Origin of the sequence: Thalassorhabdomicrobium marinisediminis (genome assembly GCF_003072065.1) — a bacterium.
GTDB lineage: Bacteria > Pseudomonadota > Alphaproteobacteria > Rhodobacterales > Rhodobacteraceae > Octadecabacter > Octadecabacter marinisediminis.
On record NZ_QCYG01000008.1, the window covers coordinates 36,211 to 60,334 of the forward strand.

25 protein-coding genes are annotated in these 24,124 nt (G+C 64.9%); 4 read left to right on the plus strand and 21 right to left on the minus strand.

Annotation, left to right across the window (positions count from 1 at the left end):
- Window positions 1–2: 2 nt before the first annotated feature.
- From DC363_RS12920 to DC363_RS12935, 4 genes are all read right to left on the minus strand, one after another.
- Window positions 3–872, minus strand: coding sequence for a branched-chain amino acid ABC transporter permease (locus DC363_RS12920; protein WP_241963001.1), 870 nt, complete (start codon window positions 870–872; stop codon window positions 3–5).
- A 147-nt stretch (window positions 873–1,019) separates the two neighbouring features.
- Window positions 1,020–1,778 (minus strand): TetR/AcrR family transcriptional regulator, encoded by a 759-nt coding sequence (locus DC363_RS12925; RefSeq protein WP_108641579.1) that lies wholly within the window; start codon window positions 1,776–1,778, stop codon window positions 1,020–1,022.
- The gene (locus DC363_RS12930) at window positions 1,771–2,643 is read right to left on the minus strand and encodes a sugar phosphate isomerase/epimerase family protein (RefSeq protein WP_158270878.1); all 873 of its coding nucleotides are present in this window, start codon (window positions 2,641–2,643) and stop codon (window positions 1,771–1,773) included. Before DC363_RS12930 ends, DC363_RS12925 begins: the two co-directional genes overlap by 8 nt.
- 11 nt (window positions 2,644–2,654) lie before the next feature.
- Window positions 2,655–3,851, minus strand: coding sequence for an acetyl-CoA C-acyltransferase (locus DC363_RS12935; RefSeq protein WP_108641581.1), 1,197 nt, complete (start codon window positions 3,849–3,851; stop codon window positions 2,655–2,657).
- 247 nt (window positions 3,852–4,098) lie between these two features.
- Here DC363_RS12935 and DC363_RS12940 point away from each other — a divergent pair, with 247 nt between their 5' ends.
- Complete coding sequence (locus DC363_RS12940) at window positions 4,099–5,082, plus strand: helix-turn-helix transcriptional regulator (RefSeq protein WP_108641582.1); 984 nt, start codon at window positions 4,099–4,101, stop codon at window positions 5,080–5,082.
- Between the two features lie 19 nt (window positions 5,083–5,101).
- Here DC363_RS12940 and DC363_RS12945 read toward each other — a convergent pair whose 3' ends face one another.
- From DC363_RS12945 to DC363_RS12990, 10 genes are all read right to left on the minus strand, one after another.
- Window positions 5,102–5,863: an SDR family NAD(P)-dependent oxidoreductase gene (locus DC363_RS12945; RefSeq protein ID WP_108641583.1), complete on the minus strand. Its 762-nt coding sequence runs from the start codon at window positions 5,861–5,863 to the stop codon at window positions 5,102–5,104.
- A 2-nt stretch (window positions 5,864–5,865) separates the two neighbouring features.
- On the minus strand, window positions 5,866–6,666 hold the full coding sequence (locus DC363_RS12950) for a CoA-transferase subunit beta (RefSeq protein WP_108641584.1): 801 nt from the start codon (window positions 6,664–6,666) through the stop codon (window positions 5,866–5,868).
- Between the two features lie 12 nt (window positions 6,667–6,678).
- On the minus strand, window positions 6,679–7,557 hold the full coding sequence (locus DC363_RS12955) for a CoA transferase subunit A (RefSeq protein ID WP_108641585.1): 879 nt from the start codon (window positions 7,555–7,557) through the stop codon (window positions 6,679–6,681).
- Between the two features lie 88 nt (window positions 7,558–7,645).
- Window positions 7,646–8,110, minus strand: a complete 465-nt coding sequence (locus tag DC363_RS12960) for a MaoC family dehydratase (protein ID WP_108641586.1) — start codon at window positions 8,108–8,110, stop codon at window positions 7,646–7,648.
- A gap of 9 nt (window positions 8,111–8,119) precedes the next feature.
- The gene (locus DC363_RS12965; RefSeq protein ID WP_108641587.1) at window positions 8,120–8,905 is read right to left on the minus strand and encodes an SDR family oxidoreductase; all 786 of its coding nucleotides are present in this window, start codon (window positions 8,903–8,905) and stop codon (window positions 8,120–8,122) included.
- Window positions 8,902–9,675, minus strand: coding sequence for an enoyl-CoA hydratase family protein (locus tag DC363_RS12970; protein WP_108641588.1), 774 nt, complete (start codon window positions 9,673–9,675; stop codon window positions 8,902–8,904). The genes DC363_RS12965 and DC363_RS12970 overlap by 4 nt, the downstream gene beginning before the upstream one ends.
- Window positions 9,668–10,765, minus strand: a complete 1,098-nt coding sequence (locus tag DC363_RS12975; RefSeq protein ID WP_108641589.1) for an NAD(P)H-dependent flavin oxidoreductase — start codon at window positions 10,763–10,765, stop codon at window positions 9,668–9,670. The genes DC363_RS12970 and DC363_RS12975 overlap by 8 nt, the downstream gene beginning before the upstream one ends.
- Window positions 10,762–11,517 carry an SDR family NAD(P)-dependent oxidoreductase gene (locus DC363_RS12980; RefSeq protein ID WP_108641590.1) on the minus strand — a complete coding sequence of 252 codons (756 nt, stop codon included), beginning with the start codon at window positions 11,515–11,517 and terminating at the stop codon, window positions 10,762–10,764. The genes DC363_RS12975 and DC363_RS12980 overlap by 4 nt, the downstream gene beginning before the upstream one ends.
- Window positions 11,514–12,062: a nuclear transport factor 2 family protein gene (locus DC363_RS12985; protein ID WP_108641591.1), complete on the minus strand. Its 549-nt coding sequence runs from the start codon at window positions 12,060–12,062 to the stop codon at window positions 11,514–11,516. The genes DC363_RS12980 and DC363_RS12985 overlap by 4 nt, the downstream gene beginning before the upstream one ends.
- Window positions 12,059–14,320: an acyl-CoA dehydrogenase family protein gene (locus DC363_RS12990; protein ID WP_196778423.1), complete on the minus strand. Its 2,262-nt coding sequence runs from the start codon at window positions 14,318–14,320 to the stop codon at window positions 12,059–12,061. The genes DC363_RS12985 and DC363_RS12990 overlap by 4 nt, the downstream gene beginning before the upstream one ends.
- 111 nt (window positions 14,321–14,431) lie before the next feature.
- On the opposite strand from DC363_RS12990, the gene DC363_RS12995 reads away from it, so the two are divergent.
- The 3 genes from DC363_RS12995 to DC363_RS13005 are packed head-to-tail and all read left to right on the plus strand — an operon-like array spanning window position 14,432 to window position 16,705.
- A complete protein-coding gene (locus DC363_RS12995) occupies window positions 14,432–14,980 on the plus strand; it encodes a nuclear transport factor 2 family protein (protein WP_158270879.1) in 549 nt (182 codons plus the stop codon).
- Complete coding sequence (locus DC363_RS13000) at window positions 14,977–15,615, plus strand: nuclear transport factor 2 family protein (protein WP_108641593.1); 639 nt, start codon at window positions 14,977–14,979, stop codon at window positions 15,613–15,615. Before DC363_RS12995 ends, DC363_RS13000 begins: the two co-directional genes overlap by 4 nt.
- Window positions 15,587–16,705, plus strand: a complete 1,119-nt coding sequence (locus DC363_RS13005; protein ID WP_108641594.1) for an oxidoreductase — start codon at window positions 15,587–15,589, stop codon at window positions 16,703–16,705. Before DC363_RS13000 ends, DC363_RS13005 begins: the two co-directional genes overlap by 29 nt.
- Before the next feature lie 147 nt (window positions 16,706–16,852).
- Here DC363_RS13005 and DC363_RS13010 read toward each other — a convergent pair whose 3' ends face one another.
- From DC363_RS13010 to DC363_RS13040, 7 genes are all read right to left on the minus strand, one after another.
- A complete protein-coding gene (locus DC363_RS13010) occupies window positions 16,853–18,061 on the minus strand; it encodes an ABC transporter substrate-binding protein (protein WP_108641595.1) in 1,209 nt (402 codons plus the stop codon).
- 129 nt (window positions 18,062–18,190) lie between these two features.
- The gene (locus tag DC363_RS13015; RefSeq protein WP_196778424.1) at window positions 18,191–19,051 is read right to left on the minus strand and encodes an SDR family NAD(P)-dependent oxidoreductase; all 861 of its coding nucleotides are present in this window, start codon (window positions 19,049–19,051) and stop codon (window positions 18,191–18,193) included.
- Window positions 19,048–19,959: an NAD-dependent epimerase/dehydratase family protein gene (locus tag DC363_RS13020; protein WP_108641596.1), complete on the minus strand. Its 912-nt coding sequence runs from the start codon at window positions 19,957–19,959 to the stop codon at window positions 19,048–19,050. The genes DC363_RS13015 and DC363_RS13020 overlap by 4 nt, the downstream gene beginning before the upstream one ends.
- Before the next feature lie 268 nt (window positions 19,960–20,227).
- Entirely contained in the window at window positions 20,228–20,473 is a 246-nt protein-coding gene (locus DC363_RS13025; protein WP_108641597.1) for a MoaD/ThiS family protein, read from the minus strand.
- Window positions 20,473–22,731, minus strand: coding sequence for a xanthine dehydrogenase family protein molybdopterin-binding subunit (locus DC363_RS13030; protein ID WP_108641598.1), 2,259 nt, complete (start codon window positions 22,729–22,731; stop codon window positions 20,473–20,475). The genes DC363_RS13025 and DC363_RS13030 overlap by 1 nt, the downstream gene beginning before the upstream one ends.
- Entirely contained in the window at window positions 22,728–23,210 is a 483-nt protein-coding gene (locus DC363_RS13035) for a (2Fe-2S)-binding protein (protein ID WP_108641599.1), read from the minus strand. Before DC363_RS13035 ends, DC363_RS13030 begins: the two co-directional genes overlap by 4 nt.
- Window positions 23,207–24,070 (minus strand): FAD binding domain-containing protein, encoded by an 864-nt coding sequence (locus DC363_RS13040; protein ID WP_108641600.1) that lies wholly within the window; start codon window positions 24,068–24,070, stop codon window positions 23,207–23,209. The genes DC363_RS13035 and DC363_RS13040 overlap by 4 nt, the downstream gene beginning before the upstream one ends.
- Between the last annotated feature and the right edge of the window lie 54 nt (window positions 24,071–24,124).

Here is a 24,124-nt window from a genome sequence, read left to right on the forward strand (position 1 = left end):
TTCTATACCTTCCGTGCGGCGGCACGACCAAACAGGCCTTGCGGCAGGAACATGAGGATCAGCACCAGCACCAGCAGCGATGCGAGGTCCTGATAGGCCCCCCCGATGTAGAACGCGGTCACGGCGGCGACGATGCCAACCAGTGGCCCGCCGATCAGGGTTCCGGTGTTGTTGCCGATCCCGCCTACGACGGCAGCTACGAAGCCGTTGAGCACATAGCGCAGCCCGGCGTCCGGGCTGACCGAGATCATCGGCGCGACCATGAACCCGACCGAGCCTGCGATGACGCCGGAGATGCCGAAGGCCAGCAGTTGCAACTTGCGCACATCGAGCCCTGCCGCCCGGGCGGCTTCGAAATCCTGGCTCAGGGCGCTGATGGCCAGCCCCTGGAACGTGCGGCGCAGGAACCAGCGCAGGATGAAATACCACGCGAACATCGACCCGATCGCCAACAGGAACGCCCCCGGCGTGCGCACGCCCATGATCGATACCCGCGGCACCGGTCCGTGGACCATGTTGCCGAAGACACCGAAATTCAGCGTCAACACCGCCGCGATGATCACCGAGACCGACACGGTCGAGATGATCCAGCTGTTCTGCTCGACCGAGGAGCGCAGCGGCTTCAAGGTAAGCCACCCCTGCGCCGCGGTGAACAGCCCGATAACAAGGCTGACAACCACAAGCATCGGGATCCACACCGCAAAGCCGGCCCGGTTGGCGAACAGGAACGCCCCGAACGCGCCAAGAAGAAAGATCGTTCCCTGGGCGAAGTTCAGGATGCCCGTTGCATTGTGAACGATGTTGAAACTCATCGCGATGATCGCAAACAAAGAGCCGACGGCGGCCCCGCGCAATACGATCGTCGTGATCATGTCCAGATTCATTAATAGGTCGCCCAACACTCATCCTCCCGGCGGCTAATGTGGTCCGGCAGCCGTTCGCCTCACAGGGGGTCGGCTACCCGCAGGGTCAGTGTGCCGCCTGGCCTAGCCGCCCCCATCGTCCCTACGGACTACGAACTAGGGATCAGTAGACGGCGGGGGTGCCATCGCGTCCGAGATGGCGCCCAGATCGCCAATGACGGACCCGAGTCGCGCGCGCAATTGTGCCATCCGGTCGTCGCGGGTCTCGGGGACGCGCACCGAGTTGAGCGCCAGATCGGTGATGGCTTCCGCCACTTCCTGAGCGCTCAGACGGCCTTCGGCGCGATACCAGCGGGTCGTCCAGTTTGCCATGCCGATGATTCCGAAGGCCGCGATATGCGCATCCACGGGGCGGAACTCGCCGCTGGCGATTCCCTCTTCGATCACCCGCAGATGTTCGTCATAGATCGCCCGCCGCGACCGGTCGTAGTCCTGCCGCAGATGCTCGGGAATCTGCGCCTCAAGCCGGGCGAGCCGCACGAACCGCGACCCGAAAGACAACCTGCGCACGACACCGTCATAGACCACGGCGCTCAGGCGCTCGGTTGCGGATTTCCCCTCTTCCCGGGCGAGCTGCTGAATGCGGCCGACCGGGGCCAGCGCCTCGGACTCGACCAGTGACGCAAGAATATCGTCCTTGGAAGCGAAATAGTGATAGATCGCCGACCGGCCCAGACCGACTTCACGGGCAATCATCGCCATTGAGACCCGGTCGAACCCGTTCTGGTCGAACATTCGCGCGGCAATTTCCATCAGTTGCTCACGAACCAGTTCGCGGCGCGGGTTCGAGTCGCGTCGCACGTCCCGCTCGGGGGATTTTGCCGACTTGTCGGGGTCTGTTTGCGTATCAGACATGGGACGCTGCCTTTCCTGAAGATGGCGTTGCCTGTGCGAGCACCTGTCGCGCTGTGTCCGCCGCGCGCATGGCGCAGTGTCGCACGGGGGCTTCGGCGGCATCGGCTGAGATAACTTCGACCGTGACCCCGCACCGTAAGGCGGCAGACCACAGCGCACCAAGGAACGCCGGAATGTCCAGCTGTCCTTCGCCCGGAAACAGGCGCTGCAGGGTCGCGTCCATCGCGGTCCGGGCGGGGTGATCGCTCATCCGCAAAGCATCACTGATTTGCAGCCCTGCGACAAGGGACGGATCGGGCAAATCCGACGGCCCGCCGCCCAGAGCCGCCAGATGCCAGTTGTCCAACAAAAGACCTGCCGGACCGCGGGCCTCACCGAGCAGGTCAACAGCTCGCGGGACCGATCCAACCGTGCCCCATGCGATAACCTCGAGCGCGGTTGTCAAACCGGCCTCACCGATGGCGCCCGTCAGCCGGCGGAACGGCTCGACCAGATCCGACAGCGGAATGTTCAATCCGGCAAGATCGGCACCGACGTTGATTCGGCGGGCCCCGAACAGGTGCGCGGTCTTGATCGCTTGTCGCACCGAACCGCCCAGCGGATCTCTGTGCCAATCCGACAGGAACTCGACTTCGGAGACGGTCAGCCCCGCGGCGGCCACGCAGTCACGCAACGCACCGGGGTCTGCCGCGCCCGCGAGTAGGTGCTGATGGTCGCGAAAATGGATCGTCAGCCCGTCAAACCCTGCCTCTGCGACGGCCTGCACCCGTTCTGCAAAGGGGTGGCGCGCCGGCTTGCCGGGCATGGTGCCCGAGATCGTATGCGAGGCGCAGATCAGGTTTGGCGTCTCCGGCCGTCGCATCATTCTTCGGCCCTTCAGAAAATCTCGAACAATCCGGCGGCCCCCATGCCGCCGCCCACGCACATGGTAACCACGGCCCATTTTGCGCGCCGCCGATGGCCTTCATGCAGGACGTGTCCGGCCAGTCGCGCACCCGTCATGCCGAAGGGGTGCCCCACGGCAATCGCCCCTCCGTTGACGTTCAGCTTCGCAGGATCGATGCCGATACGGTCACGACAATAGAGGGCCTGAGACGCAAAAGCCTCGTTCAGCTCCCACAGGTCGATATCATCCACCGCGAGTCCGTGACGCTCCAACAACTTGGGCACCGCGAAGACCGGCCCAATGCCCATCTCTTCGGGCGCGCACCCGGCGACGGCCATGCCGCGGAAAGCGCCCAAGGGGGTCAGCCCTTCAGCCCGGGCCACACTATCCGAGACCAGCACCAACGCGGCCGCGCCATCTGACAATTGCGAACTGTTGCCAGCGGTGATGAACGATCCCTCTTTCACAACCGTGCCGCCCTGATAGACCGGCGCGAGACCGGCCAGCTTTTCGGCGGTCGTGCCCGCGCGCATGCCTTCATCCTGCGTCAGGGTGACCTCCTCGCGCAGCAGCTCGCCCTTTTGGGTTTTCACCTTCTTGACGGTGGTCAGGGGCGCAAGCTCCGCATCGAACCGCCCCGCCTCTTGCGCCGCGACCGTGCGTTGCTGGCTTAGGGCGGCGAAGGCATCCTGAGCCTCGCGCGAGATGCCGTAGCGTTCGGCCACGATCTCGGCCGTTTCGATCATCGGCATATACATATGCGGCGCGTGGTCGGTGACCGTTTGTGACACCGCGCGATAGGTGTTCTTGTGCTTGGTCTGCACAAGGGAGATGGATTCCACCCCCCCGGCAACCGCAACATCCAGCCCGTCAAGTCGCACCTGTCGGTCCGCCATGGCAATCGCCATCAGCCCCGAGGCACACATGCGATCCACGGTCATGCCTGCGACCGTTTCGGGCAATCCCGCAGCAATCGCCGTGAGCCTGCCGATGTTGTAGCCTTGGGTGCCCTGCTGGGCAGAACAGCCCATAACGACATCACCAACACGGGCCGGATCAAGACCGGAGCGGGCGACCGCTTCGCGTACGGCGTGCCCCGACAGGGCCGGTGCCTCGGTGTCATTATAAGCCCCGCGAAAGGCCTTGCCGATGGGGGTTCTTGCTGTGGAAACGATGACTGCGTCCATGGGGGGCCCTTACTCTTCTGTGCGCTGCGGCCTGCAGCTTTTCCCGAACAAGCACCTAAACAGTCGCGTTCGGCATCGTCTGTCAGGACTATCGCCGCAATTCGACGTTATGGGCTATTTTTTGACGCATGAGGCTAAAATTCCCCAAGGTGTAAATTTTTTTGACACATCGTCAAATTGGTGCAAAGGTTTCGATTAGAGGCGACGAATCCTGTGACTGGGACATCGCCGAAGCGGAGGACCAAACATGCTTGATTTCACTTCTACTGCTGCGGGGCCGGAACCGGCCCTGATCGACTGGATCTACAAGACCATCGTTGACGAGGGCGATCTGCCCGCGGCGATCGAACGCCTGCGCGCCGATCTCGGCCTGAACAGCTTGCAGTTGTCGCAAATGGAGCGGGGCGACGAGACGGTCCTGTGCTGCGCGGGCACTCCGCTGACGGCCGCCGTTGCCCGCGATGCGCACAGTCTGGACGGCCCCATAAACGAGAATGGCCGACGTCTGGTGCTGCAATATACCGGGACCACGGATCAGACGGAGAATGCCGCGGTTCTGTCGCAAGTGCTGTCGCACATCGACCGCGCCGTCACGCTTGCCGCGCGCATCGACTCGAGCGAGGTGATGCGGAAGATGGGTTCCGACCTGCTGGGGCGCCTGTGCATCGGCACGATCTTTCTGGACGCCAAAGGGCAGATGGTTTCAGCGACCGGAAGCGCGTCCTCCATGCTGGCGGCCAGCGACGGGCTGCGTTTGCGCGGCGGGGCCGTGGCGGCGACTTGCGCCTTCAGCGATCGTGCGTTGCAGTCGGCGATCCGCACCGCACTGGCCCATCCCGACGGGGGCAATTCCGAGCTTTTGCGCCTCAACCAGAGTGAGGCCGACCGGGCACTTGGGCTGGTGGTCCAGCCGGTCCCGCGGACCGCGCGCAAAGGTGCGATTGCCTGCGCACTGGTGATCCGCGACAGTGACCGTCCCTCGGCTCCGGGGCTCGATCTACTGCGTGGCCTGTTCGACCTGACCCCCGCCGAGGCCGGTCTCACCCGCATTCTTGCCATGGGGCATACGCTGGACGAGGCCGCTGCCGATCTGTCGATCAGCCGCAATACCGCGCGGGCACACCTGCGGGCGATCTTCTCGAAATGCGGGATCAACCGTCAGACCGAATTGGTGCGGCTGGTGCTGTCGAGCGTCGCGATGCTGCAAGATGATATGCCGCGCGCCGCATGAGCGGCGCGACGACGGCGGGCTAGACCGAATACCCGCCGTCAACGCAGATGGTCTGGCCGGTGACGAACCCCGACTTTCTTGGGTCAACGAAGAATGCAACTGCGTGAGCGATGTCTTCGGGTTGTCCCGCCCGGCGCAACGGGGTCGCGCGGGCGGCAGCTTCCAGATAAGCCTCGTCGATCTCGCCCGAGGCGCTCAGCGCATCGTGCTGACCCGCCTCAATCAAGCCGATCGCCACGCCGTTGGCGCGCACGCCGAAGCGCCCCTCTTCCTTCGCGATCCCGTGCATTGTCGCCGTGACGGCCGCTTTGGGAATGATCGAAAGGCCGTCGGCAGGAGCGTAGCGGTATTGTGCCGCGCTGTGGCAGGCCACGACCGCGCCCTTGGCCTCTCGCAAGGCGGGCAAGGCCGCGTGGGCAAGCCGGAAAAATCCGAGCGTATCCTGCATCAAATGGCTTTCCATAAGCGCGGGATCGGTGCGGCTCAGATGCACAAGACGCACCATCGGCCCCGCTGCATAGACCAGCCCGTCAAGGCGGCCGTGGTCCTGCAAGACTTGTTCGATCAGATCGCGGGCGGCCTCCGCCTCGGCCAGATCGACCCGGTGCGCGCTGGCCCGGCGTCCCGCGTCGCGCACGGTGTCTGCCGCGCGCTCCGCCTTATCCTTGCCGCTGCGATAGGTCAGCGCCACATCCCAGCCTTCGGCGGCCAGGGTGGCGCAGATCACCGCGCCAATGCCACCGCTGCCGCCGACGACCAGAACTGTGCCCTTGTCCGACACGGCTAGGCCGCCTGACGCTGACCGGGAGGGTTGCCCTTCACGGCTTTGGAGCGCAGATCGTGGGGGTCCAGTCGCGCAATGATGTCCAACTGCTTTTGCGTCGGGGCGGGCGTCTCACCCAAACCGTCCTCGGCGATAAGCGGGAAGCCGGTCGCCTCTTGCACCGTGTCGAACTCCACACCGGGGTGAAGCGAGATCACGCGCGCCGTGTGATCGGGGCCGTTGAAGTCCATCACGCACAGATCGGTGACGACACGGCCGATCCGGATTTCCGGACGGCGCATTCCGTCGGGCCAGTATTTGTCCGAATAGCCCACGGACGAGACGATATCGACTTCGCCCTCTACAAAGACCCGTTTTGAGTGGGCCGGGATCAACATGGAGTTCTTGTGATAGATCGAGTTGCCGGGGAACCCGCGCACCCCGAGCATCTGCACCTTGGGCTTGTCGAAATCGCCAAGGCACGAGATGTTCGTCTGCGCCCATTGGTCCACTTGCACCGGCGTGACCATCGCATGACGCTCCCCGCGCCACAGGGTCGCGAACACGCGGTTGTAGGGCATCCAGCCGGAAAAGCCCGGAACCTCCTCTGCGGTGACCCCGAGTGGCACCGGGTCTTCGGTCAGATAGGCTTCGCCATCGGTCATCATCAGGCCCGGCTCGAACGTCAGTCGCGCCAGACCGGCGGCGATCCGTGGCAGAGTGCCGATGCCGGTGACAAAGGTCTCTCCGTCGCCGCGAAACGCTTCGGCGGCCGCCACGATCATCAGTTCGGATAGGGTGTAATCAGGGGTCTGTGTCATCGTGGTGCCCTTTCAAAAGACTGGAATAGGGATCTGGCGGATGGTCTCGGCTCCGCCCAGCGCGGCCTGATAAGCCTCTTCCCCGTCGGCGATGTATGTCTTGAAATAGCTCTCCCAGGCCTCGGCATCTCCGGCGGTCGCGCCATAGGTTTTCAGGTGCTCCATGTCCCAGCCATAATTACCGTGCGCCGTCGTGGGATGCGCGCCAAGGGGGGCCGGCACGACGGTCTTGACCAGACCGCGGTGGAACAGGCTCTTGTTGGCGCTGTCGGAATGGCTCAGGTCCATCCGCTCGACGATCTCCTCGGCGGAGACGATCGTCTGCTTTGCGGCCCGCGCAAACAGATCGTCAAAGAACGGATCGGGCCCCTCGGTCTGGGTGTTGCCCAGCGGGTCCGCACGGCTAACGTGGATCAGCGCCACATCCAGCGGAATGGCCGGCATCGCCAACAGGATGTCCTGCGGATCATAAGGCGAGGTCACGGTCTTCAGATAAGGATTGATCTGCGGCACCGAGGTCCCCATGCCCGCGTAGGTCGGCGCAAAGGGCACGCCTTCGGCCGCGGCCCGCAGGCCGAGCAGGAACATCCCCTCATCCAGTTCGTTCACCTTGACGGTCGCGGCTTCACGCGCCTTGCGGAACCATGGCTCAAGCGGGATGCGGTCCAGTGACACGAAGCCATAGGTGATCTTCGACACCTTACCCGCGGCACACAGCATCCCCACCTCAGGCCCGCCATAACAAACGATGTGCAGATCCTTGAGGTCGGAGCGCAGAATTTCGCGGATCAGGGCCATCGGCTTTCGCCGTGGGCCCCAGCCGCCGATACCGATGGTCATGCCATCACGCAGGGTGCCGATGGCCCCTTGGAGATCCGTCCTCTTGTCCATGAGATGTCGCTTTCCTTGTCATTCGTCAGCCCTCACTCTGGCCCGCTGCTGCTGCCGCATCATCGTCTGTTGGGACTAAGCCGCGACGCTAGGGCAAAAAGGCATAGCGTTGCAGGGTATCGGCGACACAGGCGGGCTTGGCGCCCTCCTCGATCTTGACCGTCAGCCGCACCTTGGTCTGGATCGTGCGCTGACCCAGATCCTTCGCCTCGACGATCTCCCCCACCGTGCGGATGCGTGACCCCACCGGCACCGGCGCCGGGAAGCGCACCTTGTCGACGCCGTAGTTCACGCCCCAATCCAGGTTGTCGGGCATGAACAGCTCCGGCAGCGCCATGTTGACCAGCGACAGCGTCAGGAACCCGTGGGCGATGGTCCTGCCGAAGGGGCCCTTGGCTGCGCGTTCGGGGTCGACGTGCAGCCACTGGTGATCTCCGGTCGCCTCGGCGAACATGTCGATCCGGTCCTGCTCGATGGTAAGCCAGTCGGTCGGACCAAGTTGCGTGCCGATGGCGGCGACAACCTCGTCGGCGGAAGAAAAACGAAACGTCATATCAAATCCTTATGCGTGTTGAGACGAAACCGAGACCACCTCGCCCACCATGTAGGAGGCATAATCCGAGGCGAGGAACATGATCACGTTGGCGACCTCCCAGACCTCGGCGGCGCGGCCGAACGCCTCTTGCGCGGCGAGGGCCTTCAGTGCCTCTTCCGGGGCGGACCGGGCCAGGAATTCGTGCATCGCGATGGAGGGAGAGACCGCATTGATGCGGATGCCGTGTTCCGCCGCCTCAAGCCCGGCACACCGGGTCAGCGCCATGACGCCGGCCTTGGCGGCGGCGTAATGCGCCTGCCCTTTCTGCGCCCGCCAGCCCAGCACCGAAGCGTTGTTGACGATTGCCCCGCCTTGGCGCTGGGTCATATGCGGCAGCATCGCACGGGTCATCCGCATGGTGCCGGTCAGGGTCACGTCGAGGACCCGGGCCCATTCGTCGTCTTCCATCTCGACCACGGGTTTCAACCCGCCAAGGCCTGCGTTGTTCACCAGAACATCCGTGCCGCCCAACTTGTCTTCGGCGCAGGCGACGAGCGTCTGCACCTCCTCCTCCTGGGTGACATTGCACAGTTGGCCGAAAACCTCGCACTTGGTGTCCAACGCCTGCAAGTTCGCGACCGCCTGTTGCAACCGGCCTTCGTGGATGTCCGAGACCATCACCGCGCGCGCGCCCTCTTCGACTGCGCGGCGGGCGGTGGCGAACCCGATCCCCTTGCCAGCGGCGGCGGTGATCAGCACGGACCGCCCCGTGAGCAACCCGTGACCGGGAACATAATCTGGTATCTGTGTCATGCCTTGTCCTTCTTGGAAAAATCAGCCGTCGCGCCGGTGGCGACGAAAGCGTCCCGCGTGGCTTGACTTTCGGCGGTCAGATAGGCCTGCGCGGTAAAACCCTGTTCCCATCGGTAGGCGCGTTCAAGATCGATGGCCTCAACCCCGTTCAGGGATTCCTTGGCGAGTGCGATCATCGTGGGGCTTTTCGCCGCGACCTTGCGGGCAAGGTCCAGCGCGGTCTGCCGCAACGCGTCGCGCGGCACCACGTCCGCAATGCCGCCCCATCGGGCGGCCTCATCCGCGGTGATCGCATCGCCGGTGTAATACATCTTGCGCACCAGTTGCAGCGGCAGCATGCGACCGAGATGGGCGCCGGCCCCAAGGGCACCGCGGTCAACCTCGGGCACACCCAACGTCGCATCCTCGGCCAGCACGACCATGTCCGCCGATCCGCAAATTCCGATCCCGCCGCCAAGAACGAACCCGTGGGCGGCCACGATCACCGGCGCGCGGCCTTGATGAATGGCGCGGAACGTTTCCCAATTGCCCTTGTTCACGTCGATGATGCGTTCCGGGTGGGCCTGCAGTTCCTTGATATCGACCCCGGCGCAGAAGCCGCGGCCCTCGGCCCGCAGCACGATCACCCGTGTTTCGGCGTCGGCGTTCGCAGCCTCAACGGTGCGCGCCAGCAGGAACCAGCCCTGACTGTCGAGCGCGTTGACCGGCGCGTGGTCAATGACGATTTCGGCGATGTTGTTCTCTACGCTCAGGCGGATCGGATCAGACATGGGTAGCCTCCTGTGTATGGTCCCGTGATAGCGCCGTCAGGGACGCGATGCGTGCGATGGCGTCGGCCTCGATCCCCGAAATCAGCGCCTCGCAGCTTTCCAGCTCGTCGATCAGGGCGGCCACCTGCCCCGAGGGCAACAACCCGGCGTCCGTATCGCCCTTCACCAGACCACGCTGCACCAGCGTCGGCAGGTTGGGTGCCTGAACCGTAGCCGCGAAAGAGCTGTCGTCACTACGGGCGGACCGCCATGCAAGGCGCAGCATGTCCGCCACCCCCATGCCGTTGGCACGCCCATAAGCAAAACCGTGGCGCAGGCTGGCCATCAGACGGGCCGGACCGCTCATGCCTTCGAGGTGTTCGAGCTTGTCGTTGGCGATAAACCGTTGCGGCAGACCGTCCACCGCGCGGGTGACGCGGATCACCGACGGATCGCCGGTTTGCAAATAGACCGCGAGCGTGTCGCGGGCGACCGGGCTATCCGTGGTCAGCAGGAAACGGGTGCCCATGGCGATGCCCTGTGCGCCCCAGGCCAGCGCCGCAGCCAAGCCGCGCCCGTCGTGGAACCCTCCGGCGGCGACCACCGGCACATCGACCGCATCGAGCACCTGCGGCAAGAGCAGTGACGTGGGCACCGCGCCGGTATGTCCACCCCCTTCGCCCCCCTGCATGGTTATGATGTCCGCGCCCAGCTCCACCGCTTTGACCGCATGTTTCACAGCCCCTACGGTCGGCATGCACAGGATCCCCGCAGCCTTGAATTTCGCGATCGTGGCGGCGTCCGGACCCCGTCCATAGCTGACCGCGCGGATGCGTCCCGCGTGGTTCAGAATCGCCGATATGATCTCGTCCGCATTGGGCTGGAACATATGAAAGTTGACGCCGAACTTGCCGTCACATCCCGCCTCGACCTCGGCAATCTGTGCCTCGACCTGACCGGGCGGGATCGACGCTCCGGCTAGAAACCCGAACCCGCCCGCACGGGTGGTCGCGATGACCAGTTGCGGCTCGGCCACCCAGCCCATTGCGGTTTGCACGACGGGCACGCGGCACCCCAAGAGGCGCGTCAGGTCCGTATTCAGCCCGCTCAATGGAACACCCGCCCGCCATTCACCAGCAGGGTCTGCCCCGTGATATAGCGCGCCTTGTCCGATGCCAGAAACAGCACTGCGTTGGCGATATCCTCAGGCTCGCAAATCTGTTTCATCGGCACTGCATCGCGGGCGCGTTCGAAACTGTCGCGGGGGATCGCCTGCATCGCGCGGGTGTTCGTAGGCCCGGGACAGATCGCATTCGCGGTCATCCCGAAGGGCCCGATTTCGCGCGCAAGGCCACGGGTAAAGCCCAGAACCCCGGACTTGGCAGCCGCGTAATCCACGCAGCCCAGATCGCCGTTGAACGCGCTGTCCGACGCAATCGAGACGATGCGCCCGGTACCACGCTCTTTCATTCCGGCGACGACTTCGCGGGTGCAATGCACCGCCGCCCGCAAAGAGATGTCGAGGACGAAATCCAGCGTGTCATGCTCGGCTTCGGAAAAAGGCGACATGGCGCCGCGGGCGGTTTGGCCCAGATTGTTCACGAGAACATCGACGGGCCCCAGAGCGTCAACCGTGCCCGAGAACGCCGCAACGATGGTCTCGAGCTTGATAAAGTCGCCCTGCAGCGTAAAGACCTCGGCCCCTAGCGCCCGTGCCTCTTGCGCGGTCTGGTCCAGCGCGTCGCCGTCGATGTCGAAAATCGCGAGTTTGGCGCCCTGCTCGGCAAAGCCGAGCGCTATGGCCCGTCCGATCCCGTGGGCCGCGCCGGTGATCGCGACCACCTTTCCGTCAAAATCCTTCACGTCCTGTCCTTTCGTTCGAAGGCGCGGGCCAGCAGGGGCACCACGCGGTAGCTTGCATCTTGCGGACCCGCCGCGCCACGCTCCGACGTCGCCGCGGGATCGTCATAGTCGCCGGGGTCCGCAGGCCGCCGATCCACCCAGTCCAGGACCACGTGGCGCGATCGGAAATACCAGGCCCCGCGGCGGCGCACGTAGGTGTCCAGACTGCGCGATCCGGTGATTACATGGGTCGCGTTCGGGCCGTTGGTGCGGTGATAATTGAGCTTGTGAACCTCGCCCTCGGCGTGATCGCCATCGATTTCGAAAGCGGTCTGCAGGACGTAATGGGCCGTCGCCTCATAAGCGGTCAGTGCGCGCTCGACATAGGCGATATAGCCATCCACCGGGCCGTCGTAACCCCGCCCGTGGGTGTCGGTTCCGTCGGGCGCGTAAAGCGCGCGCAAAAGATCAAGGTCGCGTCGGTCCACCGCGCGCGAATAGGCCCCGACCAAGCGTTCAAGCGCGTCGACGTCCGCAAGGGTCTGCAGGTCATGCGGTCGCATCATGTTGCGGCGCCGCGCGGCTCGCGGGGCATGTTTAACCCCTGCTCCGCAATGATGTTGAGCTGGATCTCGGAAGTGCCGCCGTAGATCGTATCCGCACGGGAGAACAGATAAAGCTGCTGCAGGCGGCGCACCTCGGGGTTGTCGGACCAGACCGAGGCTGTCTCGCCCAGAACGTCCATCGCCAGATCGCCCAGCGCGCGGTGCCATTCGGACCACTCAAGCTTGTAGCCCAGCATCTCCGGCCCGGCGCGCCCTTCGGCCTGGGCCTGCAGCATCGCCTGCGCACCGTGACGCATTGCGCGAAGTCCCGCCCAGGCACGCCCCAGACGTTCGGTCAGATGGGCGGCGTCGGGCTTGCTTCGCGCCACTGTCACCACCTGGTCAAGCTCGCGCGCGAAGCCCATCTGTTGGCCCAACGTGGAGATTCCGCGCTCGTATCCCAACAGCGCCATGGCGATTTTCCAGCCGTCCCCGATCCCGCCGATCATGTCGGCGGACGATGCGCGCGCGCCGTCGAAGAAAACCTCGTTGAATTCCGCCGCCCCGCCCATCTGGGTGATCGGCCGGATCTCGATCCCATCCTGGTGCAGAGGCATCAACAAGAACACCAACCCCTTGCGGCCGACGGAGCCTTCCTCGGCCCGCGCCAGCACGAAAATCCAGTCGGACACATGTGCCAGCGAGGTCCAGATCTTCTGCCCGGTCACCAGCCAGTCGCCCGTTTCGGGACACCGGCGCGCCTTGGTGCGGATCGCGGCAAGGTCCGATCCGGCGCCCGGTTCGGAATAGCCCTGCGCCCAGAAGGTCCGACCTTCGAGGATGCCGGGCAGGTGCCGGTCTTTCTGGTCCTGCGTGCCAAAGGCCACGAGCGTCGGAGCCACAAGTCCTTCGCCGATGTGGCCCATCCGACCCGGACCGCCCAAACGCGCGTATTCTTCATGGAATGCCACCTGATCGGCGACGCTCATGCCGCGTCCTCCGTCCTCTTTCGGCAAGCCCATGCCGACCCAGCCGCCGTGGGCCAACTCGGCCTCCCATGCTTTTCGCAACTCTACCTCGGCATCGCCGTCCCCGGCGTGGCCGCGGTCGATCAAAGGCGCGAACCGGCCTGTCAATTGTTGTGACATCCAAGTGCGCACGTCGCTGCGAAACGGCGTATCCTCGACCTGCGGCAAGGTGGGGATATCACCGTCCAGCAGGGCCTGACCGATTGCGGTAAAGGTCTGCTGCGGCGGCTTTGGCCAGTTGAGCTGCGCGCGGGCGCGCTTGAAAAACATATGCGGCGCATATTCCCAAGTCACACCCACGCCCCCGTGAAGCTGCACCGCTTCAGAGGCGACAGCGGCCTGCACCTCGCGCGCCAAGGCCCACGCGGCCCGCCCTTCGTATCCGGCGACCGGGTTCCCGGCGGCCGCGCCGTCAATCAGCGCATCCAGCGCATTGAGTGCAACGAACTGCGCCGCCATGCGATGTTTGATCGCCTGGAACGACGCAATGGTGCGACCGAACTGGCGCCGCTCGGACAGGTATTCCGCTGTCAGATCGAAACAGCCGCGCGCCGCCCCGGCCGCTTCGGCCGCCAGCGCGACCGAGGCGCGATCCAGCGCGGCCTGCAACGTCGCGCCGCTCCCCAGCAGCGTGTCTTGCGGCACGGCAAACCCGGTGAAACGCATCGCCATGACCGGGCGCGTGGGATCGAAGGCGTCGCACGCGGGCGCCTCGGGCCAGTCCCGCAGGGCGAAGACGACCGGTTGCCCTTCAAGGCAGGCCGGAACCAGCAACATATCAGCGCCCGGACCGTGCTGCATCGGACCGACGTCGCCGGAGAGCACGTAGCTGTCCTGTTCGGCGGTGGCAGTGACGCGGTCGCTTGAAAAACAGGCGAGTGTGGCGCGCAGCTTGCCTTCAGCGATCTGACCAAGGAGCCCGTTCGCCCGGCCTTGCTGCGCATCGGCCTGTGTGCCTTGCGCCAACTGGCGCAGCACTTCGCCCGCCACACCAACGGTGGACACAAAAGGCGCGGGCGACAGCACCCGGCCCACTTCACGGGCCAGCGGCACAAGTGCCTCAAGCCCCATATCCAGCCCGCCGACCTCTTCCGGCAGGGTCACACCGCAAAGTTGCAGATCCTGCGCGAGCCCGTCCCAGACTGCGGCATTGACGGCACCGTCATGGGCCTGTCGCGCCGGGGCCAACCCGCCGGCCCCGGCCAGGAACCGCGCCACCGCGTCACGTATCATCTGGATTTCGTCTGTCATCGCGCCATCCATTGCCGCCCTACCACCCTGCTTTTGGGATTTGTGACGAGAGATACCACCGGCGCAAGGCCCGGCATCGTCCGAACTGAGGATGCCGCAACGCCGCCCCCCATGCGAGGCAGGATCACACAACATTGCAAACACAACATTGCAAGAGGTCGCGCCCTGTCCGTAACGCTTGAAGAACTCGACACCCGTCTGTCCCGTCTTGAAGACAGACGCGAGATCGAACAGCTCATCGCGAGCTATGGCCCCGCTGTCGATACGCTGGACGCAGCGGGCATCGCGGCGCTTTGGACGGCCGATGGCAGCTATGGCATCGGGCCGGACGTGATCCTGTCCGGTGCGCAAGAGGTCGCGGGCATCGCCACGCTCGACCAGCATCAGGGCTATGTCCGGCAGGGCTGCGCGCACATCCTGTCACCGCACCGCATCGATATCGACGGGACCGAAGCCACGGCGCGGGGATATTCCATCGTGCTGCTGCACGATGCGGCAACCGGCCAATGGCGGATCGAACGCGCCAGCGCCAACCGCTGGCGCTTGCGAAAAGGTGCAACGGGCTGGCAGACGGTCCATCGACAGGCCGACCTTCTTGACGGCGCAGAGACTGCGCGCGCCCTTCTTGGATGGGCCGAACCAACAGGAGCAACCAGATGAGCGACGACACGACCCGGGACATTCTTGCGCGGCTCGACCGCATCGAATCCCGCGAAGAGCTGCGGCAGCTTCCGGCGAAATACGCGCTGGCGCTCGACATGCGCGACATGGACGCACTAGTAGGCCTGTTTCCCGAAGACGTGCGGGCGGGCGGCGGCAAGACCGGCCGCGGGGCGCTCAAGGCGTGGTTCACCGAAACCCTCAGTCAGCAGTTCGACGGCACCTCGCACCATGTGGGCGGCCAGATCATCGAATTTCTCGACGCCGACACCGCAGTGGGCATCGTCTATTCCAAGAACGAGCATGAGACCGGCGCGGAGTGGGTCATCATGCAGATGATGTATCACGACCGTTATGAACGCATTGAGGGCCGCTGGTATTTCCGCAGCCGCCAACCGCTCTATTGGTATGCGACGGACCTTAACAAACCGCCCATCGGCAACCGCAAGATGCGCTGGCCCGGCCGCGAACCCTATGAGGGGAATTATCACAACCTGTTCCCCAGTTGGGCCGCTTTCTGGTCGCGGCGCGATCAGGGCGACAGCCTTCCAGCGGTGGCCGACCCCGCGCCGCTTGAGCAATTCATCGAAACCATGCGCAAAGGAAATGAAGTGGAGAACATCCGTGTCCGGTGATCTGAGCCGCCTGTTCGAGCCTGTCGACATCGCGGGCCTGCGCCTGCCGAACCGTTTGGTCATGGCCCCGATGAGCCGCTACTTCTGCCCCGACGGCATTCCCCATGCGGGCGTGGCAGAGTATTACCGCAAACGGGTCGAGGGCGGTATCGGGCTGGTCCTGTCCGAAGCCACCTATATCGATCACCCCTCGGCCGAATGCTATGAAGCCGTGCCACGGTTTCACGGCCCGGCGCTCGAGGGTTGGAAGCAGGTGATCGACACGGTCCATGCTGCGGGCGGCAAGATGTTCCCCCAGCTTTGGCACGTGGGCAGCTTCCGTCAGCCCGGCATGGCGCCCGACCCTTCGGTGCCCGGCCTTGGCCCGTCCGAAAACACCAACCCCGCGGCAGCCGGTGACGCTGCGACCCGTGCGCTGACCGAGGCCGAAATCGCCGACATCATCGCCGCCTATGCTCAGGCGGCCGCCGATGCCAAGCGGCTGGGCTTCGATGGTGTGGAGCTGCACGGCGCACATGGTTATCTGCTGGATGAATTCCTGTGGGAACGCACCAACCGGCGCACCGACGACTGGGGCGGCGACCACGTGGGTCGTACCCGGTTTCCCGCCGCCGTCATTGCGGCGGTGCGCGCGGCGGTCGGGCCGGATTTCCCGGTCTCCATGCGCTGGTCGCAGTGGAAGCAACAGGATTACCGCGTCGCGCTGGCCGACACGCCCGAAACCCTGGGCGAGATTCTGCGCCCGCTTGCGGATGCCGGCCTGTCGATCCTGCATTGCTCGACCCGCCGCGTCTGGGAACCGGCCTTTCCCGAACGCGACGAGGATCGGATCATGTCATCCTGGGTGAAAGAGCTGACCGGATTGCCAACCATCTCTGTGGGCGGAGTCGGGCTGGAACAGGCGGGGATCAAATCTTCGGCTGCAGGCTCGCTCGAGACGTTGGCCGCACCGCTGAACCGGGGCGAAATCGACCTGCTGGCGGTGGGCCGCGCGGTGTTGGCTGATCCGAACTGGCCCAAGCTAGTGCGGGACGGCCGCGCGGAAGAGGGCAAGGGCTTCGACAAGGCGCAGCTTGCCGAGCTGATTTGACGCAATCCTGAATACCCGAAACGACTGAACGGCGGCATCCCCGGGTGCCGCCTTTTTCGCGCCTCGCCCGTCCGTTGTGCCCATGAAAAATGGGGCGACCCGAGAGCCGCCCCAGGCAGGGGGAGTTCAGATCAGCCGATCAGCGGCTTAATCGTCACACAGGATACGTTCCACCAATCCGTCTTCGCGCTGCTGGTACGGGTTGCGCACGACCACCATTGCATCCGCCGACGGAAGGAAGTGGTTCTCGTCGCTGGCGCCGAATGTGCCCAGCATGTTGTCGATCTCGGCGGCGTTCGCCTCGATCCAGGCGGCGACCTCTGCGCCATCCGTAGTGCCAGCGCCTTCGATCGCCTGAGCCAGAATGAACGGCTCGACATAATAGGGCGCGATGCCCGATGGGCCGCCGACCGACGCCAGATCGGGATATGTTTCATTGGCGCGGGCCGCGAACTTGGCAAAAGCGCTTTCGCCCACCGGATCACCCTCGCAATAGGACATGCCGCTGAACTGCACCGAATAGACGTCCTCGAACACCTCTTCGCCCAGATCGCGGGCGATGCCTACGGCGTAGTTCGTCAACGTCAGGCTGCCCAGCACCGGCACATCCCAACCGATTTCCTCGCGGTTTTGCAGGAACTTGCGGGTGTCATCGACCAGCGAGTTGATCAGCAGAACCGCATCCGCCTCCGAGCGGCGCATCGAGAAGATCTGCGGCGTCATGTCCTCGGCCCGGAAGGCGAATTCCTGCACTTCCACAAGCGGATGGCCCAACTCTTCGAGATAGGCGGCAATCTCTGCGGCCGCCGCCTGGGACATGCCGCCGTTGTCAGAGATCAGGGCGATGTTTTCAGCGCCCAGCTCTTCGATCGCGTATTTGATGTTGGCGATCATCTGGTTCAAACCCGTGGGCGAGTTCGAAAAGTGGTAGGGGGCCAGCTCTGGCGTGAGGGTCGGAGAAGCGGCCGTGGTGATCTGCGCGATATTTCCTTCCGTCAACACGGTGGTCACTGGAATGGTTTCTTGCGAGGTGACGGGCCCGACCATGCCTTCGATGCCGACGTTTTCGACCAGGCGCCGTGCTTCGCTTACGCCGTGCGTCGGGTCGGTCTCGCTGTCGGCAATCGTCAGTTCGACTTGCCGGCCCAGGATGCCGCCGCTTTCGTTGAGTTGCTCGACGGCCAGCTCCCAGCCCATCGAGGCTGCGGTGCCGATGGCCGCGCCGCCGCCGGTGATGGATACGAGCGCACCCATCTGGAACGGCTCATCCTGCGCCGAGGCGCTGCCGGCGCCCAGCGCCAATACAGCCGCGCCAATTGCCGTGTATGAGTGTAGTTTGGTTGCCAGTCTCGTCATGATAACGGGTCCTTTCGTGTCAACGGGTGGTTCAATTGTTACCCTGTCTGGTGCAGGCGCCTCGTCCGATCAGACGAGCCTCGGGTAGAAAACCCCAGCGGCGGTGCGACCGGCCGCGGCTTTGCTGCGTCATTCGATCTCCGTATAGCCGTCGGCTGCGATGATCGGCAGATGGGTCCAATTGCCGGAGCCATCCGGCATCCGCATCCAGGCCCCCGCCGACAGCACGCCGCCGTCGACCACCATACTGGTCCCCGTCACCCAGCCCGACAAGCGGTCAGACGCCAGATAGAGCGCGGCGCCTGCGGAATCCTCACCACGGCCGAAGCGGCCCAGCGGGAACCAGGTTGCGATATGCTTCCGGTTGGCCTTGGGTACGCGTGTGTCGGCGGTGATCTGGGCGCTGTCCGTCGTCTCGCTCGCGATGGCGTTGACACGGATCCGGTCGGCGCCCAACTCGGACGCAAGACTTTGGGTGAACCCGGTGATTCCGGACTTGAACGCCGCATAGACGCAGGCCCGCGGGATGCCGCGAAAAGCCTCGACGCTGGACAGGTTGATGATCGATCCCCCCGCCCCGCTGGATTTCATCAGCGGCAGGGCGGCCTTGGTGACGCGGAACATATGCAACAGGTTGACCGCATAGAGCGCTTCCCATTCCTCTTCGGTCGAGTCCTCGAAGTAGCTGGTGATGCGCAGGAAATCCCCCACGTTGTTGACCAGCACGTCAAGTCGTCCGAACCGGTCGCGGACCGCCTTGATGAGCTTTGCCACATCGTCGCGGTCGCGCACATCGGCGGCAACCACCAGGGCATCGGGCAGCGCCTTGCGCAGGTTTTCGACCCGCGCGGGGTCGTTCTCGGCAATCGCGAGCTGCAGGCCGCTCTCGGCGAACAAGTCTGCCGTCGCGCGTCCGATCCCGACCCCGCCGCCGGTTATGAGCGCGACCTTCCCGGCCACCTGCAACAGATCAGAGGGTGTGCCCGTCATACCGTTTCCTCCGCCGCTGCCCCGGACATGGCCACCACCTCGGCCACGGCCCGCCTGACGTCGTTGCGGGTGTAGCTCAGGCCCGCATCGGGCTCATAGGCCAGCGTATTGCCACGGCCCTGGATGATGAATGGATCGGGCAGAAGGGGGTGTTCGCGGTCTTGCGTTTCCACCTCGACGCGGGAGCCCGCGACATCGAAGAACATCTGGAAGAACGCCCGGTAACTCAGATTCTTATCGCCGATGAGATAGGCTTTCCCGGCCTCGCCCTGTTCCAGCGCCGATGCGATGGCCTCGGCCAGGGACCTGACGGACATGTAGTTCGTGCCCCCGGGCGGAGCGGCACTGGGGATGTCCGGATGCAGGCCGCGACCCCAATCCGCCAGCATGCGATACCGCGCGGCGGGCAGGCCCGGCACCGCGCCGACAATCGACGGCGGGTTCAGCGTGATTGCGCAGAACCCGTCGCGAGACAGGGCGCGGGTGCGATCGTCGGCCAGTTGGCGCGCGCGGATGTAGGTGGAATGCTCCGCAAGATCTGGGCGCAGGTGATGGTAGTAGCTGCCGACCTGCACGAAGCGCTCCACCCCCGCGTCCCGCGCGAGGCTGGCGAAGGCCGGCACGCCGTCGGATTGGGTCTTGCGATAGAAAGCCTCGGCATCGGCGTCGGCAGGCATGTGTCGCGGGTCGTTGCCGGCTGCGAAGACGATGGCCTCAAACGGCGTAAGATCGTCACGGCTGAAATCCCCCGTCGTAAAATCCCCCGTGAGAACCGGAAACTGTGCAGCCGGGTGCTCGGGGGCGGTGGCGGTGCGGGCTGCGAGATGCACCTCGTGGCCCTGTGATTGCAAATGCAGGGCGGTGTTGATGCCGATCATCCCGGTGCCGCCAATGATTAGAACGCGCATGGTGTCCTCTCGTGATGGTTTCACGAAAGGCTAACCTGCGCATGGGTGCCTTCATCGTCCGAACAGACGTGGCACCCCACGAAGCGCGCGGGTCTCGAAATTGCCGATCACGACTTCGGTAATGAGCGCTCGCATCGTCTAAAAGCGGCACGGGGCATTTGGCCGAGCGTGTGGTCGCTGAGGCAGGTCAGGCCCGCGAGCCGGCCGGATTGCTGTTTGGTCCAGTCGAAGACTGTTACCCAAGGTCTTATTCTGAGGCATGGCGCCCCTACCCCCCCGGAATCCGCCGCATGAGGAAGACTTCCGCATCCTCAGGGATGCCCTGTGACCAGTCGTCCCGATAGATCGTGCCGTTGATCGCCACGGCCACGTCGTTGCGGAAGGGTTGTTCCAGCGCGGGATAGCGCAGTTGCAGTTTGCTCAAGAGCTCGCGGATCGTGGCGGCTTCGATCGTCACGTGCTCCTGATCCTCTGCCAAGGGCCGCAATCCGGCCCAGAGCGTGACCTGAACCATCAGCGTTGTGCCTTCAGGGCCGCCAGAATGCGCGGGGGTGAGATCGGCACATGGGTCATGCGCACGCCCACGGCGTCCGAGACGGCATTGGCCACCGCTGCCAAGGGCGGCACGATCGAGGTCTCGCCCACGCCGCGCACGCCGTAGGGGTGGTTGGGGTTGGGAATCTCCAGAATCTGCGTGTCGATCATCGGCAGGTCCGAGCAGACCGGAATCCGGTAGTCGAGGAAGCCCGCGTTCTGCAGCCGCCCATCTTCGCCATAGATATATTCCTCGTTCAGCGCCCAGCCGATGCCCTGCGCCGCGCCGCCCTGATACTGCCCCTCGACATAGGCCGGATGCACCGCCTTGCCCGCATCCTGAATGACCGTGTAACGGATCACGCGGGTCGCGCCGGTTTCGGGATCCACCTCAACGTCGCAGATATGGGTGCCGAAGGACACGCCGGCCCCGTCGGCCACAAGCTCGCTATGCCCTGCGATCGGCCCGCCGGTGTTGCCCGCCTTGGCCGCGATGTCCTTCACCGAGAGAGGGGCGAGGTTGTCGTGGCTGGCGCCGACCGCGTGGGCCTGTCCGTCCTTCCACTCGATATCCTCGACCGGAATGTCCCACATCAGGGCCGCGCGTTGTTTCATCACCGCGATGGCGTTGCGCGCGGCCGAGATCGTCGCCATGGACGACGAGAACGTGCCGCGACTGCCGTCGGTCATGTCGTTGTATCCAAGCGAGGCCGTGTCCGCGACGCCGGCCTTCACATCCTCATAGGCGATGCCCAGCTCTTCAGCCGCGATCATCGACAGCGACGCGCGCGAGCCGCCCACGTCCACCGTGCCGACCGAAAGCGTCACCGTTCCATCAGCGCTGATGTTGAGGTCGGTGCAGGTCTGCCCGCCGAAGTTGAACCAGAACCCGCAGGCCATGCCGCGCCCCTGATTTTTCCCAAGGGGTGCCGACATATGCGCATGCGCCTTGGCGGCTTCAAGCGTAGGGCCGATGCCGATGGGGCCGTAAACCGGACCGTAGGACGAACGGGTGCCCTCTCGCGCGGCGTTCTTGATGCGGAAATCTACTGCGTCGATGCCGATCTTATGGGCCAGACTGTCAATCGCGCTTTCCACGGCAAAGGCCGCCATCGGGGCCGAGGGCGCGCGGTAGGCAGCGACCTTGGGCCGGTTCACCAGCACCTCGATCCCCACGGTCTTCACGTTCTCCAGATCGTAACAGGCAAAGGCCGTCATCGCGCCGGTTTCGGCCCAAGTGTCGGGATAGGGCCCGCTGGTATAGCGCAAGGTGGCTTCGGCGGCAGTGATCGTGCCATCCTTCGTGGCGCCGATTTTCACATCGATGGAGGTGGCCGAAGTCGGCCCCGAGGCGCGGAACACCTCATTGCGGGACATCACCAGCTTGACCGGCCGGCCCGCCTTGCGCGACAGGGCCAGCGCCACCGGTTCCGCCCAGACGTGGGTCTTGCCACCAAAGCCGCCACCAATCTCGGACGACGTGACCTTGAGCTTCGAGACCTCGAGCCCCAGCAGGTCGGCACAGACCTGACGATAAACGAACGGCCCCTGCGTGCAGACCCACATCTCGGCGCTTCCGTCGCTGTTGCAACTGGCGACGCAGGCATGGGGTTCGATATAGCCCTGATGGGTCTGTTCGGTCTTGAAGGTGCGCTCGACGATCTCATCCGCTTTGGCAAAACCCGCCGCGACATCCCCGTGGCCAAACTCCGAATGGGCGAAGACGTTCGAGGGGGCGTCGGGCGCTGGCGTCACGCCCTTCGTGATGATCGTCTCGTCCAGCACCGGCGCGTCCGGTGCCATGGCCAGATCGACGTCGACCACATGGGGCAGCACCTCATAGTCCACTTCGATCAGCTTGAGCGCCTTGCGCGCCACATGGACGTCGATGGCGGCGACCGCGGCGACCGCGTGGCCGTCATAAAGCGCCTTAGTGCGCGCCATGCAGTTGTCGAGGATGGCAAACAGGCTTGCGTCGCCGTCGGTCAGGTCCGGCAGGTCAGCGGCAGTGACCACCGCCTTGACGCCCTTCAACGCCTCCGCCTGAGAGGTGTCGATCCGCAGAATGCGCGCGTGGGCATGGGGGCTGCGGAGAACCCGCGCCACCAACTGCCCCGGCATGTTGTAATCCGCGCCATAGCGCGCGCGGCCCGTTACCTTATCGACCCCGTCAGGCCGCACCGGGCGGGTGCCAACAGCGTTCAGCTCCTTTTCATTGTAGCTTGCGTCAAAGCTCATGCCGCATCCCCCCGCATCTCGGCCGCGGCATCCTGCACCGCGCGCACGATCTTGTCATAGCCGGTGCAGCGGCACAGGTTGCCCGCCAGCCAGAACCGGATTTCCTCTTCGGTCGGGTCGGGGTTCACGTCGAGCAAGGCCTTGGCCGCCATCAGGAAGCCCGGTGTGCAGATGCCGCATTGCAAGGCCGCATGTTCCAGAAACTTGGTTTGCAACGGGTGCAGATCATGGCCGTGGGCCATGCCTTCGATGGTCTCGATCTCGCGCCCCTCGGCCTCGGCCCCCAGCACCAGACAGGAACAGACGATCCGCCCGTCCAGCATCGTGCTACACGCCCCGCAATCGCCCGTCCCGCAGCCCTCTTTCGAGCCCATGAGCCCGAGACGGTTGCGCAATACGTCCAGCAGGCTTTCGTCCGCGTGGCACAGGTATTCGACGTCATCGCCGTTGATGGTGGTGGATACAGCTATCGTTGTCATTGTGTCTCTCCTGCGCGGTCGTAGGCGATCTTCGCGGCGCGACGGGCCAGCACGCCCGCCACCTCCTTGCGGAAGGCAACGGTGCCGCGTTTGTCGTCGATTGGCGTGGCCGCGTCGGAACAGGCGGCCTCAAACCGGGCGAGCGTGTCATCGTCCAGCGTCGTGCCCACAAGCATCTGCGCGGCGTCATCGGGCACGATCACCCGCGGCCCCACCGCGCCCAGCGCCACCCGCGCCGAGGCCACCGTTCCATCTGCATCGCGGGTCAGCACCACAGCCGTCCCGACCACCGCAATGTCCATTTCCGTGCGCGGGATGAACCGCAGATAGGCACTGCCCGTCTGCGGCGCGGGTTCGGGCAAGACAATGGCGGCCACGATCTCACCGGGGGCGAGCGAGGTTTGCCCCGGCCCCACCGGCACGTCGCGCGCGGGAATGATGCGGTTGCCCTCGGGCCCGACGATCTTCACGCGGGCGTCCACCGCCACCAAAGCCGGCACGCTGTCGGCGGCAGGCCCCGCGTTGCACAGATTGCCCGTCATCGTGCAGCGCGACTGGATCTGCGTGGACCCGATCAGGTTCGCCGCCTCGACCACGCCGGGCCATGCGGCCACAAGCGCGGCATCCTCGGCCAGCTTCGCGCAAGGCACCGCCGCCCCGATCACGAAGCCCGCGTCGGTGCGGGCAATCTCGCCCATGCCGGCGATGCGCTTGATATCGACCACCAGATCGGCGTCGAAATCGTCGTTCTTCATCCGGACCAGCAGGTCCGTCCCCCCCGCAAGGATATGGGACCGCTCGGGCGTGGCGCTCAAAAGGCCAACCGCGTCTTCCAGAGTTTCGGGTCGTTCGTAACGCATGACAGGACTTTCCGCTCAGCCGCCGCCCCTTCGGGCAGCCGTGTTTCCGGCGAA

Excerpts from the sequence above, each read along its gene's own strand:
- DC363_RS13010 (WP_108641595.1), bottom strand. The coding sequence starts at position 18,061 with ATGACGAGACTGGCAACCAAACTACACTCATACACGGCAATTGGCGCG.
- DC363_RS13030 (WP_108641598.1), bottom strand. The coding sequence starts at position 22,731 with ATGAGCTTTGACGCAAGCTACAATGAAAAGGAGCTGAACGCTGTTGGC.
- DC363_RS13015 (WP_196778424.1), bottom strand. The coding sequence starts at position 19,051 with ATGACGGGCACACCCTCTGATCTGTTGCAGGTGGCCGGGAAGGTCGCG.
- DC363_RS12940 (WP_108641582.1), top strand. The coding sequence starts at position 4,099 with ATGCTTGATTTCACTTCTACTGCTGCGGGGCCGGAACCGGCCCTGATC.
- DC363_RS12920 (WP_241963001.1), bottom strand. The coding sequence starts at position 872 with ATGATCACGACGATCGTATTGCGCGGGGCCGCCGTCGGCTCTTTGTTT.
- DC363_RS13025 (WP_108641597.1), bottom strand. The coding sequence starts at position 20,473 with ATGGTTCAGGTCACGCTCTGGGCCGGATTGCGGCCCTTGGCAGAGGAT.
- DC363_RS13035 (WP_108641599.1), bottom strand. The coding sequence starts at position 23,210 with ATGACAACGATAGCTGTATCCACCACCATCAACGGCGATGACGTCGAA.
- DC363_RS13020 (WP_108641596.1), bottom strand. The coding sequence starts at position 19,959 with ATGCGCGTTCTAATCATTGGCGGCACCGGGATGATCGGCATCAACACC.
- DC363_RS12955 (WP_108641585.1), bottom strand. The coding sequence starts at position 7,557 with ATGGACAAGAGGACGGATCTCCAAGGGGCCATCGGCACCCTGCGTGAT.
- DC363_RS12970 (WP_108641588.1), bottom strand. The coding sequence starts at position 9,675 with ATGTCTGATCCGATCCGCCTGAGCGTAGAGAACAACATCGCCGAAATC.
- DC363_RS13005 (WP_108641594.1), top strand. The coding sequence starts at position 15,587 with ATGAAGTGGAGAACATCCGTGTCCGGTGATCTGAGCCGCCTGTTCGAG.
- DC363_RS13040 (WP_108641600.1), bottom strand. The coding sequence starts at position 24,070 with ATGCGTTACGAACGACCCGAAACTCTGGAAGACGCGGTTGGCCTTTTG.
- DC363_RS12965 (WP_108641587.1), bottom strand. The coding sequence starts at position 8,905 with ATGACACAGATACCAGATTATGTTCCCGGTCACGGGTTGCTCACGGGG.
- DC363_RS12925 (WP_108641579.1), bottom strand. The coding sequence starts at position 1,778 with ATGTCTGATACGCAAACAGACCCCGACAAGTCGGCAAAATCCCCCGAG.
- DC363_RS12950 (WP_108641584.1), bottom strand. The coding sequence starts at position 6,666 with ATGACACAGACCCCTGATTACACCCTATCCGAACTGATGATCGTGGCG.
- DC363_RS12995 (WP_158270879.1), top strand. The coding sequence starts at position 14,432 with ATGCGAGGCAGGATCACACAACATTGCAAACACAACATTGCAAGAGGT.
- DC363_RS12985 (WP_108641591.1), bottom strand. The coding sequence starts at position 12,062 with ATGATGCGACCGCATGACCTGCAGACCCTTGCGGACGTCGACGCGCTT.
- DC363_RS12930 (WP_158270878.1), bottom strand. The coding sequence starts at position 2,643 with ATGATGCGACGGCCGGAGACGCCAAACCTGATCTGCGCCTCGCATACG.
- DC363_RS12960 (WP_108641586.1), bottom strand. The coding sequence starts at position 8,110 with ATGACGTTTCGTTTTTCTTCCGCCGACGAGGTTGTCGCCGCCATCGGC.
- DC363_RS13000 (WP_108641593.1), top strand. The coding sequence starts at position 14,977 with ATGAGCGACGACACGACCCGGGACATTCTTGCGCGGCTCGACCGCATC.
- DC363_RS12990 (WP_196778423.1), bottom strand. The coding sequence starts at position 14,320 with ATGACAGACGAAATCCAGATGATACGTGACGCGGTGGCGCGGTTCCTG.
- DC363_RS12935 (WP_108641581.1), bottom strand. The coding sequence starts at position 3,851 with ATGGACGCAGTCATCGTTTCCACAGCAAGAACCCCCATCGGCAAGGCC.